The organism is Nesterenkonia sp. K-15-9-6 (assembly GCF_052656005.1).
This window is the reverse complement of record NZ_JBQYEY010000042.1, coordinates 1-14,575: the sequence shown is the minus strand read 5'-3', so window position 1 is coordinate 14,575 and position 14,575 is coordinate 1. Positions and strand designations below refer to the sequence as shown.

The following is a 14,575-nucleotide window of genomic DNA, read 5'->3' as shown; positions in this document are numbered from 1 at the left end:
GCGATCGAGAAGTACCAGCTCTCTGATCCCAATGCTGGGACCTCGGGGTCCACAGGAGGCGATGCCTGAGCCCAGGATCGAGGGCATTCCCGAGGCGGGCCGCCGACACTGCGTGAGGCGCTCGTCAGGCATGAGTGAGGGCCGCCGTCCCGGCTGGGGCGGCGGCCCTCACTCATGGGCCCGGCAGGTGCTCGCTGAGCACCGCGGAGACGTGCTGCGGAGACATGCTGCGGTGCGGGGCTCTGCTCCCCAGGACGCGGCGGGACGTATCAGCGAGGTCTCGCAGGGAGGTCACGCGGTCCGAGTCCTGGGGAGCAGATCATCACGGGACGTGCAGTCCCCTGCTGCCCGCCCCTGGTCTGGCGGTCAGGGACGGGGAGCAGCGGGTCGGAGGACACTGCTCCGACCCGCCCCTCGCCGAGCCTGAAGCCCGGGCTGACGGGCGGTGATGGCCGGCCGTCGAGGCGTTCTCAGCGACACTGCGGCAGTCGAGGGCCCACCCCGGGAATCCTGCAGATCAGCGGCAGGGCCTGGGCCGCGCGGGCGGGGATGAAGAAGTCCGGGTCGTCGCCGCCGCCGTCGAACGCGGGGGCCGCAGGCGGGACCGCGGAGGCCGCAACGCCGTCGTTCGGGGGCATCGTGGCGCCCGAGGGGGCGTCCTTAGCTGGGCGAGCACTCATCGTGAGCTCCTCTCCAAGGCTCCGAAATTCCAGGATATGGAACAAGAATTCCGCTTTATGACATCAGTATCGGTGCCACGTCCAGGAGAGTCAAGGGGTGCCGGCGGATCAGGTCGGGCGAAGCAGGGGATGTGGCAGCCGGCCGGGGCGCTGAAGAGAGGCGCGCCTGGGGGGGCGTGCCTGAGGGGCATGCCGGGAGGGGGATGAGCGGCGTCGCGGAGTGCGGGGGCGCGTTGTTCGATCGAGCCGGGGCCGGGGCCGGCTGCCGGGATCAGGAGATCCGCAGCTCCTCGGAGATCTCCTGGGCCACGCGGCGCAGCAGCGGCACGGCGCGGTCGGCGAAGGCCTTGTCCACGCGACTGGTGGGGCCGGAGACGGAGATCGCCAGGGGAGTGGGGGCCTCCGGGACGGCCACGGCGAAGCAGCGCACGCCCAGCTCCTGCTCCTGCTCGTCCACTGAGTAGCCCTGGCGGCGGATGGCATCCAGCTCGCGCTCGAGATCCTCCAGCGTGGTGATGCTGTGCTCGGTGTGGCCGGGCATGCCGGCGGTGGTCACGATGCGCCGCGCCTGCTCGGGGTCGAGGGTCGCGAGGATGGCCTTGCCCACGCCGGTGTCGTGGGTGTGGGCGCGGCGGCCGACCTCGGTGAACATGCGCATCTGGTGCGGCGAGGGGACCTGGTCCACGTAGACCACCATGTCGCCGTCGAGGGTGGCCACATTCGCACTCTCGCCCAGCTCCTCCACCAGGGTGCGCAGATGCGGACGGGCGACGGCGCCCAGCTGACGGCTGGCGAGGTCGCCCAGGCGGATCAGTCCGGGGCCGAGGGCGTAGCCTCGATCAGGGAGCTGCCGGACGATGCCGAGGCCGAGCAGCGTCTTCAGGAGGCGATGGATCGTGGGCATGGGCAGGTTCACTGCGGCGGCCAGCTCGCTCAGCGTGGTCTGGCCTCCCGAGGAGGCGATGAAGGACAGGAGGTCGAAGGTCCGCTCCACGGACTGGACGCCTCCGCGGGCAGGGCGACGCGCGCTCCGGTCCTGGTCGACGGCGTCCTGCGTGTCCGTGGGGTCAGTGCTCATGGCGTGCGGGCCTTCCATCTCGGGGGCAGTCCAGCTGCCTCGCAACGGCGTCCTGAGGGTCTCGCTCCCACGAGTGTAGTCGGATGTGGGGCTGATCAGGGGCGAGGTGGGCTGTGGTGGCCGGGGCGGTCGACGCACTGCCTCAAGTTCCGTATAGTAGATAATCAAGTCCGTATCGCGGAATACCTATCGAAAGGCAGGATCATGGCGACACCCAGTCCCGGGCATTCCATCACCTACCGTGTGGCGGCGCCCGCCAGCTTCTCCGCATCCACCGATCTCGCCGCGGTCATCGCCGACCACGGCGCGGCCCTGACGGCGCTCGACGTCATCGAGTCCACCCACTCCGAGCTCGTGGTGGACGTCTCCTGCGACACTCGCGGCCCTGACCACGCCCAGGAGATCGAGCAGGCCCTGGCTGCGCTCGACGGCGTGGACGTCCGGAAGAGCTCCGACCGTACCTTCCTGCTGCACCTCGGCGGCAAGCTCGAGTCGACCCCCACGGTGACCCTGAAGAATCGCGACGACCTCTCGCGCGCCTACACCCCCGGGGTGGCGCGCGTCTGTCAGGCGATCGCCGAGAACCCCGAGGACGCGCGGCGACTGACCATCAAGCGCAACACGGTCGCCGTCGTCACCGACGGGTCCGCCGTGCTCGGACTCGGCAACATCGGCCCCGAAGCCTCCATGCCCGTCATGGAGGGCAAGGCCGTGCTGTTCAAGCAGTTCGCCGACGTCGACGCCTGGCCGGTGGCCCTGGACACTCAGGACACCGAGGAGATCATCGCCGTCTGCAAGGCGATCGCCCCGGCCTACGGAGGCATCAACCTGGAGGACATCTCCGCCCCCCGCTGCTTCGAGATCGAGGCCCGGCTGCGGGACGAGCTGGACATCCCGGTCTTCCACGACGACCAGCACGGCACCGCCATCGTCACCCTGGCGGCACTGACCAACGCCCTGAAGGTCGTGGAGAAGCAGCTGAGCGACGTGCGCATCGTGGTCTCCGGAGCCGGGGCGGCCGGACACGCCATCGTGAAGCTCCTGCTGGCCGCCGGAGCCCATGACGTCGTCGTCTGCGGCCGCAGCGGGGCGCTGACCTCGGCCCAGGAGCATGCCGACCCGCACCGCGCCTGGCTGGCCCAGCACACCAACCCGCGCGGCGTCACAGGGAGCCTCAAGGAGGCTGTGGTGGGTGCGGATGTGTTCATCGGCGTCTCCGCCCCCGATCTTCTGGATGAGGCCGACATCGCGGCCATGGCCGAGGGGTCGATCGTCTTCGCCATGTCCAACCCGGACCCGGAGGTGGACCCGGCCGCCGCGAGTCGCCATGCGGCCGTCATCGCCACCGGTCGCAGTGACTATCCGAACCAGATCAACAACGTGCTCGCCTTCCCGGGATTCTTCCGCGGCCTGCTCGATGCGCACTGCCACGACATCACCGACGAGATGCTGCGCGTGGCCGCCGAGGCCATTGCGGAGACCATCGCCGATGACGAGCTCAACGCCGGGCACATCATCCCCTCCGTCTTCGACCCGCGGGTGGCGACCAACGTCGCCGAGGCCGTCGCCGGCGTCGCCCGGCAGGAGGCCGGAAGCGCCGAAGGGTCTGCCGACACGGACGACGCCGCCCGGCGCAACGGCCGCACAGCCGCTCCGACCTCCGCGGAGGCCGCACGATGAGTCGCGGCCCCGTGCTCGGCGAGGAGCTGCTCGGCCGCGTCGACGCGCTCCTGGCCGACACCGATCAGATGCTCGAGAACCTGTACCCCGGTGACCGGGGCCGGCGGCAGCCCGTGCACACCGTCTACATCCCCGCCGACACCTGGGCTCCCGGGCTGCTCGCGGACTGGGGAGCGAAGGCGTTGGCCGCGGTCGAGGCGCACGGCGGCATGGAGCAGCTCGCCGAACGGGTCATCCGGCTCTCCGGCGCCGAACCCGGGGACGGCCTTGCCGGCGACGTCGCCGGCCTGGCCCGGGCCGTCACGGAGAAGCTGCGCCAGGACCCCATCGAGGACCTCCGCCTGGACTTCGAAGACGGCTTCGGCCTCCGCGACGACGCCGAGGAGGACCACTGGGCCCAGGAGGCCGCCCGGCGTGTGGCCCGAGGGCTGGACGAGAACGTCACGCCCGGTTGGATCGGCATCCGCTTCCGCTGCCTGGAGGCGGCGACCCGTCGCCGCGGCCTGCGGACCCTGGACCTGTTCCTCACAGAGCTCCACGACGCCGTCGGCGGGCTGCCGGAGGGACTCGTGCTGACCCTGCCCAAGGTGACCACCGCCGACCAGGTGCGTGCCATGGTGCTCGCCGTCGAGGAGCTGGAGAGGCAGCTCGGGATCGACGCCGGCCGGATCGGCTTCGAGATCCAGGTGGAGACCCCGCAGCTGATCCTCGGCCCCGACGGCACCGTTCCGCTGGCCGGCGCCGTCCACGCAGGGCAACGGCGGGTCACGTCCCTGCACTACGGGACCTACGACTACTCGGCCTCCCTGGGGATCGCCGCGGCGCACCAGTCCATGGACCACCCGGCCGCGGACTTCGCCAAGCAGCAGATGCTGCTGGCCGCCGCCGAGACCGGGGTCCACGTCTCCGACGGATCCACCAACATCCTCCCCCTGGGAGACCCGGACAGCGTGGTCGCCGCCTGGGACCTGCACGCCCGACTCGTGCGCCGCCACCTGCAGCGCGGCATCTATCAGGGTTGGGACCTCCACCCCCACCAGCTGCCGACCCGCTTCCTGGCGACCTTTCTGTTCTACCGGGAGGGGTTCGCCGATGCGGCGAGCCGGGTGCGCCGCTACGTGGGCGGAGAGTCCGGTGCCGTGCTGGACGAGCCGGCCACCGCCAAGGCGCTCGCAGGCTACCTGCAGCGCGGGCTGACCTGCGGCGCGGTCACCGAGGACGACGTCGTGGCCGCCACCGGACTCGACGCCGCCGGCCTGCGGCATCTCGCCCGTACCGGACGACCAGCCTGAGGGCTGACCGCGCACCCGTCCCTCGGCCGGAAGAGTCCGGCCGAGGGACGGGTGCGTGAGGCCCGATCGCGGGCCACGATGGACATGCACACCTTCGAGACCATGCACACCTTCGAGACGATGAGGAGCTCACCGATGACGATCAGCAGGACACCGTACTACGCGCCCCACGGCGGTCACCCTCCGCAGACCGACCTGCTCACCGACCGGGCGGTGGTCACCGAGGCCTACACGGTCATCCCCCGCGGAGTCCTGCGTGACATCGTCACCACCGTGCTCCCCGAGTGGCGGGACACCCGATCCTGGGTACTGAACCGCCCGGTGGCCGGCGGCGCGGTGACCTTCTCCCAGACCATCCTCGAGGTGGCCCCGGGCGGCGGCTCGGAGGCTCCGGAGCCGCAGTCCGAGGTGGAGGGCTTCCTGTTCCTCATGGAGGGCGAGGTCGAGGTGGTCATCGTTGGCGAGGCCCACCGCCTCACCCCGGGCGGATTCGCCTTCGTCCCGGCAGGCGAGCAGTGGTCCCTGCGCTCCGTGGGCGACGATGCCGCCCGCCTGCACTGGATCCGCAAGCGGCACCAGCCGCTGGAGGGCCACCGCCCGAAACCTGTGGTGGGACAGGAGCAGGACATCGAGCCCAGCCCCATGCCGGGCACCGAGGGCCGCTGGCGGACCACGCGGATGCTCGACCCGCAGGACCTCGCCTTTGACATGCACGTCAACATCGTGACCTTCGAGCCCGGCGCCTCCATCCCCTTCGCTGAGACCCACGAGATGGAGCATGGGCTCTATGTGCTCGAGGGCAAGGCCGTCTACCGGCTCAACGCCGACTGGGTGGAGGTGCAGGAAGGCGACTACATGTCTCTGCGTGCCTTCTGCCCCCAGGCCTGCTACGCGGGCGGGCCCGGCCCGTTCCGCTACCTGCTCTACAAGGACGTCAACCGGCAGGTGGAGCTCTGAGCGTCGGGCACTGAGGTCGGCGCGCCGAGCGCCGAGCAGAAGAGGGCCGCCGTGGTCGCAGACCGCGGCGGCCCTCTTCTGTGCTTCACATTGAACGAGTGGCCACGGATGACGGGACCTCGGCGTCCTGAGCGGCGTGTCCCGAGGGAGATGCCGGCATCTGTGGCCACTCGATCGGCAGTCGGGGGCGTGGAGCGCCACGGGTCTGGCCGGCACACAGCACGAGGCCCCCTCGCGCTCCGTGGGGAGCTCGAGGGGGCCTCGTGCGTGAGTCGGGGCGGGCCGTCATCGGCTGCCCGCAGCGGGGCTCATCGAGTGCTCATCGAGGACTCATCGGGGAGTCAGTGTCCGCCTCGCCCGTTGTCCGCGACCACCTGGTCAGGTTCGGCCACTCTCTCAGGCTCCGCATCGTCGTCGCCGGTCTCTGAGGAGCCCTTCGGCGTCGCCTCCCGGGGATCCCGGCCGTTGATGATCATCTGCACCTGGCTGGTGTCGGTGACCTCGCCCCGATCGATCGCCTCCCGGACCTCCTCGACCCTCTCGTCCGGCACCAGAGGGATCTCCTCGCCGTCGCAGTCGACGAACTTCCCGTCGATGAACACGTCACCGTCGCGGAGGTCCCGCAGGTCCGAGGGGGAGAGGATGCGCACCGGCTTGGCGGCGAACACCGAGGGGTTCTCCGAGTTCCCGGCCTTGAGCTCGTTGAACAGGATGTTCAGCAGCACGGCCATGATGGCGGCCGAGGAGATGCCGGAGTGGAAGATGGTCTGGAACCAGGCCGGGAACGAGTGGTAGAAGTCCTCGCGCACCACCGGGATCATCGCGAAGCCCAGGGAGGCGGAGACGATGATCAGGTTCATGTTGCCCTCGTAGGACACGCCCTTCAGGTTGCGGATGCCCGAGCCGGCCACGGTGCCGAAGAGCACGATGCCCGCACCGCCGAGGACCGGCATCGGGATGGCCGCGATGACCTGGCCCAGGATCGGCAGGGCGCCCAGGGCGATCATGATCGCACCGCCGCCGGCGACCACGTAGCGGCTGCGCACGCCGGTCAGAGCCACCAGGCCCACGTTCTGCGCGAAGGCCGACTGGGTGAAGGAGCCGAAGAGCGGCGCCACGGCGGAGGACAGCATGTCGGCGCGCAGCCCGTCCGCGATGCGGCGGCGGTCCACCGGGGTGTCGATGATCTCGCCGATGGCGATGATGTCGGCCGCGGTCTCGGTCTTGATCACCAGGATCACGATGGTCATGGAGATGATCGCGGCGACGTCGAAGGTCGGCACGCCGAAGCCCATGAAGGAGGGCAGGGCGATCCAGGAGCCGCTGCCGACCTCGGAGAAGTCGGTCATGCCCAGGGCGGCGGCCGCGGCGGTGCCGGCGATCAGGCCCAGCAGGATGGACAGTCGGGACAGGGTGGCGGAGCCGACCTTGGAGAACAGCAGGATGATCGCCAGGGTCAGGAAGGCCAGGCCGATGTTGGCGAGTGAGCCGTAGTCGTCGGTGCTCGAGTCACCGCCCATCGCCCAGTTGGCGGCCACCGGGATGAGGGTCAGCCCGATGGCGGTGATCACCGTGCCGGTGACCACCGGGGGGAAGAATCGGATGATCCGCGCGAAGAACGGCGCGAGGATGAAACCGATGATGCTGGCGCCGATGATGGCGCCGAAGACCGTGTTCAGGTCCCCGCCAGGTCCGGTGAGGATCGCCAGCATGGTGGCGACGGCGGCGAAGGACACGCCCTGAACGATCGGCAGCTTGGATCCCAGGAAGGGGAGGCCCACGGACTGCAGGATCGTGGCCAGGCCGCCGATGAACAGGCTGGCCGTGACCAGCAGGGCGGTCTGCTCTCCGGGCAGGCCCGCGGCGCTGCCGATGATCAGCGGGACGGCGATGATCCCGCCGTACATGGTCAGCACGTGCTGCAGCCCGAAGGTCATCAGCTTGCCGACGGGCAGCCATTCGTCCTCGGGCCGGTCAGATCCGGCAGGGAGGGTGCGGCGCTTCTGCGAGCCGGCACCAGTCGTCTTCGACATGGTCGAGGTCACCTCATTCTGCCGCGGGCGGGGCCTGCGCACCCAGGGGCGGGAGAGTGCGAGGTCGGGGTGCGGGGAGAAGACTGGCCCTCCCCGTGCGGCCCGTGCCCAGTGCGGCTTTGGGTATACAACGGATTTCGGTATGCGGTAGGTAGCTTCCGCATCGTGAACGAGTGTAACGCCGCTCACAGGCCCTCCGTCAAGAGTGTGAAGCGGATCAGTCGCGATGTCCATTTGGTAGACCATCGTCTCGCCAGGCCAGGCGTCGATTCGCATCGTCGGCGATTCTCTCGTTGACGCGGGGGCCTCGGTCGCCCTAGTCTGTTTCCACAAGATGGATTCAATCTTCCGCAATCCGAAAGTTGACGGGTTCGAGCGGGAGGCGATCCGGACCGAGCCGTCCACACCGAGCCGTCCATATCGAGGAGGACCCCATGACCAGCGCATTCGCCCACCGCACGCCGACGTCCTACGTGCTGAACTGTTCCACCCTGCTCTCCGAGCTGCCCGTCCTCGAGCGCGCCGCCGCTGCGGCCGCCCACGGTTTCGCCGACGTTGAGTTCTGGTGGCCCTTCGACGGACAGCCCGCGCCGAGCCCCGAGGAGGTCGACGGCTTCGTCGCCTCCCTGGATGAGGCCGGCGTGTCCCTGACCGGGCTGAACTTCTGGGCGGGGAACATGGCGGGCGGCGACCGTGGCATGGTCTCCGTCATCGGCCGGCAGGACGAATTCCGCCGCAACGTGGAGATCACGGCGGAGATCGGTCGCCGCACCGGCTGCCGCGCCTTCAACGCCCTCTACGGCCTTCGGCAGGACGGGCAGGACGCCGAGGCGCAGGACGCCCTGGCCGTGGAGAACCTCGTCCACGCCGCCCGGGCCGTGGAGACCATCGGCGGCATCGTGCTCGTCGAGCCGGTCTCCGGTGCCGAGGGCTACCCGCTGAAGACTGCCGCGGACGCGCTCGCCGTCGTCGAGAGGGTCCACGCCGCCGGGGCCGCCAACGTGGCGCTGCTGGCGGACTTCTACCACCTGGCCGTCAACGGCGACGACGTCGCCGCCGTGATCGAGGCCCACGCCGCCTCCTTCGGCCACATCCAGATCGCCGACGCCCCCGGCCGCGGCGCCCCCGGCACGGGCGAGCTGCCGCTGGAGGCCTGGATCGACCGCAGCCGCGAGCTCGGCTACACCGGCCCGATCGCCCTCGAGTACAAGCAGGAGACCGAGACGGCCTTCGACTGGCTCGACGCCGCACCGGTCGACGTCGCCCGCTGAGCCGGGCCCGCAGCAGACACCCCACACCACACGGCCGGGCCGAGCCCCGCCGGACAGGAAGGACACACCACTCATGAGCACGAAGATCGCTTTCATCGGCCTGGGGATCATGGGTCTCCCCATGGCGAAGAACCTCGTCAGCGCCGGCCACCAGGTGACGGGCTACAACCGCTCCCCGGAGAAGGCCGAGCAGCTCGCCCTGGCTGGAGGCGCCGCCGCGTCCTCGGTGGCGGAGGCCGTGCGCGGTGCCGAGGTCATCATCACCATGGTGCCCGACTCCCCGGACGTGGAGGCCGTGATGCTCGACGAGGACGGAGTCCTCGCCCACGCCGAGCCCGGCGCCACCTGGATCGACCACTCGACCATCCGTCCCGACGTCGCCGTGCAGGTCGCTCAGAAGGCCCGCGAGGCGGGGCTCAAGCCCCTGGACGCTCCCGTCTCCGGTGGTGAGCAGGGCGCCATCGACGGCGCGCTGTCCATCATGGTCGGCGGTGAGCAGACAGACTTCGAGGCCGTCCAGGACGTCTTCGAGGGCGTGGGCAAGACGATCGTGCTCGTGGGGCCGGCCGGCTCCGGGCAGACCGTCAAGGCCGCCAACCAGCTGATCGTGGCCGGCAACATCGGGCTGCTGGCCGAGGCCGTCCTCTTCCTGGAGGCCTACGGCGTGGACACCGGCTCCGCCCTGCAGGTCCTCGGCGGAGGTCTGGCCGGCTCCAAGGTGCTGGACCAGAAGGGGCAGAAGATGCTGGACCGCTCCTTCGACCCGGGCTTCCGGCTCGAACTGCATCACAAAGACATGGGGATCGTCACCTCCGCCGCCCGAGAGGCCGGCGTCGTCATCCCCCTGGCCTCCACCGTGGCCCAGCTGATCGCCTCCACCGTCCAGCGGGGCGACGGCGGTCTGGACCACTCCGGCCTGTTCACGGTCCTGGAGGACCTCGGCGGCCGCAACGGCACCACCTCCTGACTCCCGCTGGCTGCTCACCTCCCTGCTGAGCAGCAGCACGGCCTGGACAGCAGCACAGACTGAGCAGCAGCACAGCTGAGCCAGGCCGTCCCTCACCGGCGGACCGCACCGCGGAACGTCGCCCACCAGACACGAGACCTTGAAGGAGCAGCATCATGACCACGATGCGCGCTGTCGACGCCGTCGCCCTGATCCTGGAGAAGGAGGGGGCCACCGAGGCCTTCGGCCTGCCCGGGGCGGCGATCAACCCGCTCTACTCCGCCCTGAAGGCCCACGGAGGGATCCGGCACACGCTGGCCCGCCACGTGGAGGGCGCCTCCCACATGGCCGACGGGTACACCCGTGCCGCGCCCGGCAACATCGGCGTCTGCCTGGGCACCTCGGGCCCGGCCGGGACGGACATGATCACCGGCCTCTACGCCGCCCAGGCGGACTCCCAGCCGATCCTGTGCATCACCGGCCAGGCGCCGGTGGCGGTCCTGGACAAGGAGGACTTCCAGGCGGTGGACATCTCCTCCATCGCCGCGCCGCTGACCAAGATGGCCAAGACGGTGCTGGAGGCCGCCCAGGTCCCCGGCACGTTCCAGAAGGCGTTCCAGCTGATGCGTTCCTCGCGTCCCGGGCCGGTGCTGATCGACCTGCCGCTGGACGTCCAGCAGACGGAGATCGAGTTCGACATCGAGACCTACGAGGCGCTGCCGGTGGTCAAGCCGGCCGCCACGCGGGCTCAGGCGGACCGGGTGCTGGACATGGTCGCCGCCTCGGAGCACCCGATCATCGTCGCCGGGGGCGGGGTCATCAACGCCGACGCCGCGGACAGGCTGGTGGAGCTGGCCGAGCTGCTGGACATCCCGGTCTCGCCCACGCTCATGGCCTGGGGCGCGATCCCGGACGACCACCCGCTGATGTCCGGGATGGTCGGGATCCAGACACACACCCGATACGGCAACGCGAACTTCCTGGAGTCGGACCTGGTGATCGGCATCGGCAACCGGTGGGCGAACCGCCACACCGGTGCGCTGGACACCTACCGCAAGGGTCGGCGCTTCGTGCACATCGACATCGAGCCCACCCAGATCGGGCGGGTGTTCCCGCCGGACTACAGCATCGTCTCCGACGCCGGCGCAGCCCTGGAGGCCCTGCTGGAGGCGGCCCGCGCCCGGAAGGACGCCCTGCCGGACTTCGCCGAATGGGCCCGCGACTGTGCGACCCGCAAGGGGACCCTGCACCGCAAGACCAACTTCACCGAGAAGCCGATCAAGCCGCAGCGGGTCTACCAGGAGATGAACTCGGCCTTCGGCCGGGACGTCACCTATGTGACCACGATCGGGCTGAGCCAGATCGCCGGTGCGCAGATGCTGCACGCCTACCACCCGCGGGCCTGGATCAACGCCGGTCAGGCCGGACCGCTGGGGTGGACCGGCCCGGCGGCGCTCGGCGTGGCCCGCGCCCTGCCGGACACCACCGTCGTCGCGCTCTCCGGCGACTACGACTTCCAGTTCATGATCGAGGAGCTGGCCGTCGGCGCCCAGCACCGGCTGCCCTACGTCCACGTGGTGGTCAACAACTCCTACCTGGGCCTGATCCGCCAGTCGCAGCGACCCTTCGACATGGACTACGAGGTCTCCCTGGCCTTCGACAACATCAACGCCACCGGCGAGTCTGCCGGCTACGGAGTCGACCACGTGGCGGTGGCCGAGGGGCTGGGCTGCAAGGCCATCCGTGTGGAGGACCCGGAGCAGATCGGCGACGCCCTGCGGGACGCGGTCGCTCAGGCCGAGGAGCACCGTGTCCCAGTGGTCGTCGAGGTCATCCTCGAACGCGTCACGAACATCGCCATGGGTCCCGCTCTGGATGCGATCAACGAGTTCGAGCCGCTGGCCGAGTGCCCGGAGGACGCCCCCACGGCGCTGACGGCGCTCGCCGCCTCGGAGTGAGATCCATGGCGAGCACCGCTGCCGGGCCGCGGACGTCCACCGTGGTGATCGCCCCGGACACCTTCAAGGGATCACTCGGGGCCGGTGAGGTGGCCCAGGCGCTGGCCTCCGGCATCCGCCGGTCCGCCCCGGGGGTCCGCGTGGTGGAGGTGCCCATGGCCGACGGCGGCGAAGGCACCCTGGATGCGGCGGCCGCCGGCTGGGAGATCGAGGCCCACCGGGTCACCGGGCCGGACGGCCGTCCGGCCCGGGCCCGGCTGGGTCTGAGGACCGACGACGGCGGCACGACCGCCGCCGTCGTCGAACTCGCCGAGGCCTCCGGGCTCCATGACATGGGGCCCGGGGCGGACCCGATGCGGGCCACCAGCCGGGGGACCGGGGAGCTGCTGCGCGCGGCTCTGGACCGCGGGGCCGATGAGGTCGTCCTGGCGCTGGGCGGCAGTGCCTGCACCGACGGCGGGGCCGGTATGCTCTCCGCACTGGGCGTCCGACTGCTGGACCGGGCTGGCCGACGCATCCCCGAGGGAGCCGCGGGGCTGAGCGGCCTGGCCTCCGCGGACCTGCGGGAGCTGGATCCGCGGATCGCCCAGACCCGGATCGTCATCGCCGCCGATGTGGATTCACCGCTGACGGGGCCGCACGGGGCCGCGGAGGTGTTCGGCCCGCAGAAGGGCCTCGACGAGCAGCAGGTCCGCTGGGCCTCGCTCGCGCTGCAGCGGGCCGTGCCGGTGCTGGCCGAGGCGGCGTACCGCAGCAGCGGGCCCACCTGGTCCGATCATGTGGTCCGTGCCGCCGACCAGCCCGGGGCCGGCGCGGCCGGCGGGGTGGGCTTCGCCGCCCTGGCGCTGCTCGGGGCGGAGCGGCGCCCCGGCGTCGAGGTCGTCATGGAGCTGGTGGACCTGGAGACACGGATGGCCGGGGCGGACCTGGTCATCACCGGTGAGGGCAGCCTGGACACGCAGTCGCTGGCCGGCAAGGTGCCGGTGGGGGTGGCGCGCGTCTCAGCTCGGCATGGTATACCGGTGGTGGCGGTCTGCGGACGCAGTCTCCTGGACCGGGATCAGTGGGCGGCCGCCGGGATCGACCACGTCTGGGCTCTGCGGGACCTGGCGGGCAGCGACCAGGAGTCCATCCGTCGGGCCCCGGCGCTGCTGCAGGAGGTCGGAGGCCGGATCGGGCAGGAGCTCGCGGCGCGTTCGCGGCAGAGGCAGCTGATGGCAGGGCCCGCGGGGCCCGGAGAGGAATGAGGACCATGGCACATGAACTGGTGGTCACAGCGTCCCGGGCGCTGCTGCCTGCGGGATGGCAGGCCGTGGAGATCGGCGTCGACGACGGCGCGATCACCCGCATCGCCCCGGCCGGGACGGGGCTCCAAGGGCTCCGGACGGTGGAGGTTCCGGAGGATCAGGTGCTGCTGCCCGGTCTGGTGGACTCCCATGTCCACGTCAACGAGCCCGGCCGCACCGAGTGGGAGGGATTCGCCTCGGCGACCCGCGCGGCTGCCGCCGGCGGGGTGACCACGATCGTGGACATGCCGCTGAACTCCATCCCGCCGACGGTTGACCCGGAGGCGCTTCAGGTGAAGCGGGCCGCCGCTGAGGTGGCCGCCCATGTGGACATCGGCTTCTGGGGTGGGGCGATCCCCGGCAACGGTGAGCAGCTGCGCCCGCTGCACGAGCAGGGCGTCTTCGGCTTCAAATGCTTCCTGGAGGACTCCGGTGTGGAGGAGTTCCCGCCGCTGGAGCCGGCCGAGATGGAGGCCGACATGACCATCCTCGCCGAGCTGGGATCGATGATGATCGTCCACGCCGAGGACCATGGCACGCTGGTCCAGGCGCCGCAGGCCTCCGGCCGCAAGTATGAGGACTTCCTGCGCTCCCGGCCGCGGGAGGCGGAGAACGTGGCGATCCGGGCGGTCATTGATGCCGCCCGCCGCACCGGGGCTCGCGCCCACATCCTGCACCTGTCCTCGGCCGACGCCCTGCCGGAGATCCGCGCGGCCCGGGCCGAGGGGGTCCGCCTGACGGTGGAGACCTGCCCGCACTACCTGGTGCTGGCCGCCGAGGAGATCGTCGACGGCGCCACCACGCATAAGTGCTGCCCGCCGATCCGCGAGGCCGCGAACCGGGATCTGCTGTGGGAGGCCCTGGCGGACGGCACCATCGACTGCGTGGTCTCGGACCATTCGCCGTCGACCGCGGAGCTGAAGCTGCTCGACACCGGGGACTTCGGGGCCGCCTGGGGCGGGATCTCCTCGCTGCAGCTGGGCCTGCCGCTGGTGTGGAGCGAGGCCAGGGCCCGCGGACTGGAGCTGTCCCAGGTGGTGGGCTGGATGTCTTCCGGCCCGGCCGACCAGGTGGGTCTGCAGGACAAGGGGCGCATCGCCGAGGGGGCGAGCGCGGACCTGGTGGTCTTCGCCCCGGAGAAGTCCTGGAGCGTGGAGGCTGAGCGCCTCTGGCACCGCAACAAGGTCAGCGCCTATGACGGCCGTGAGCTGGTCGGCGTCGTGGAGGTCACGCTGCTGCGCGGCGAAGAGGTCGACTTCGAGACTCCGCGGGGTCGGTTGATCAGCCGGACCGAGGCCGCGGCGCCGCAGCCGCAGAGCTGAGGTCTTCCGCCGCACGACGACGCCGCGGGCCCCGACCAGCGCCGAAGAGATCGACATGGTGGTCGACATGGC

General features: G+C 70.8%; 10 protein-coding genes and 1 pseudogene. 8 read left to right on the top strand and 3 right to left on the bottom strand.

What is annotated here, in order from left to right; all coding sequences use genetic code 11:
* Positions 1-470: 470 nt before the first annotated feature.
* Both SD455_RS16235 and SD455_RS16230 read right to left on the bottom strand, forming a co-directional pair.
* The gene (locus SD455_RS16235) at positions 471-680 is read right to left on the bottom strand and encodes a hypothetical protein (protein ID WP_070158346.1); all 210 of its coding nucleotides are present in this window, start codon (positions 678-680) and stop codon (positions 471-473) included.
* Between the two features lie 271 nt (positions 681-951).
* Positions 952-1,758 (bottom strand): IclR family transcriptional regulator, encoded by an 807-nt coding sequence (locus SD455_RS16230; protein ID WP_344681113.1) that lies wholly within the window; start codon positions 1,756-1,758, stop codon positions 952-954.
* Positions 1,759-1,962: 204 nt separating this feature from the next.
* Between SD455_RS16230 and SD455_RS16225 the strand changes: the two genes are divergently transcribed.
* The 3 genes from SD455_RS16225 (at position 1,963) to SD455_RS16215 (ending at position 5,687) form a co-directional block, all read left to right on the top strand.
* Positions 1,963-3,438, top strand: coding sequence for an NAD-dependent malic enzyme (locus SD455_RS16225; RefSeq protein WP_445508717.1), 1,476 nt, complete (start codon positions 1,963-1,965; stop codon positions 3,436-3,438).
* Positions 3,435-4,730 carry a DUF6986 family protein gene (locus SD455_RS16220; RefSeq protein ID WP_344681117.1) on the top strand — a complete coding sequence of 432 codons (1,296 nt, stop codon included), beginning with the start codon at positions 3,435-3,437 and terminating at the stop codon, positions 4,728-4,730. The genes SD455_RS16225 and SD455_RS16220 overlap by 4 nt, the downstream gene beginning before the upstream one ends.
* A 135-nt stretch (positions 4,731-4,865) precedes the next feature.
* A complete protein-coding gene (locus tag SD455_RS16215) occupies positions 4,866-5,687 on the top strand; it encodes a bifunctional allantoicase/(S)-ureidoglycine aminohydrolase (RefSeq protein WP_311024691.1) in 822 nt (273 codons plus the stop codon).
* Between the two features lie 341 nt (positions 5,688-6,028).
* Here SD455_RS16215 and SD455_RS16210 read toward each other — a convergent pair whose 3' ends face one another.
* Positions 6,029-7,720: a nucleobase:cation symporter-2 family protein gene (locus SD455_RS16210; protein ID WP_445508716.1), complete on the bottom strand. Its 1,692-nt coding sequence runs from the start codon at positions 7,718-7,720 to the stop codon at positions 6,029-6,031.
* 434 nt (positions 7,721-8,154) lie between these two features.
* Here SD455_RS16210 and SD455_RS16205 point away from each other — a divergent pair, with 434 nt between their 5' ends.
* The 5 genes and pseudogenes from SD455_RS16205 to allB all read left to right on the top strand — a co-directional run bounded on the left by SD455_RS16205 (position 8,155) and on the right by allB (position 14,503).
* Complete coding sequence (locus SD455_RS16205; protein ID WP_070158344.1) at positions 8,155-8,991, top strand: TIM barrel protein; 837 nt, start codon at positions 8,155-8,157, stop codon at positions 8,989-8,991.
* 58 nt (positions 8,992-9,049) lie between these two features.
* Positions 9,050-9,958 (top strand): annotated as a pseudogene (locus SD455_RS16200) (2-hydroxy-3-oxopropionate reductase); the annotation flags it as partial.
* A gap of 155 nt (positions 9,959-10,113) precedes the next feature.
* On the top strand, positions 10,114-11,895 hold the full coding sequence (gene gcl, locus SD455_RS16195; RefSeq protein WP_445508715.1) for a glyoxylate carboligase: 1,782 nt from the start codon (positions 10,114-10,116) through the stop codon (positions 11,893-11,895).
* Positions 11,896-11,900: 5 nt separating this feature from the next.
* Entirely contained in the window at positions 11,901-13,142 is a 1,242-nt protein-coding gene (locus SD455_RS16190) for a glycerate kinase (protein WP_445508714.1), read from the top strand.
* Positions 13,143-13,147: 5 nt separating this feature from the next.
* Positions 13,148-14,503, top strand: a complete 1,356-nt coding sequence (gene allB, locus SD455_RS16185; protein WP_311024686.1) for an allantoinase AllB — start codon at positions 13,148-13,150, stop codon at positions 14,501-14,503.
* Positions 14,504-14,575 lie beyond the last annotated feature (72 nt).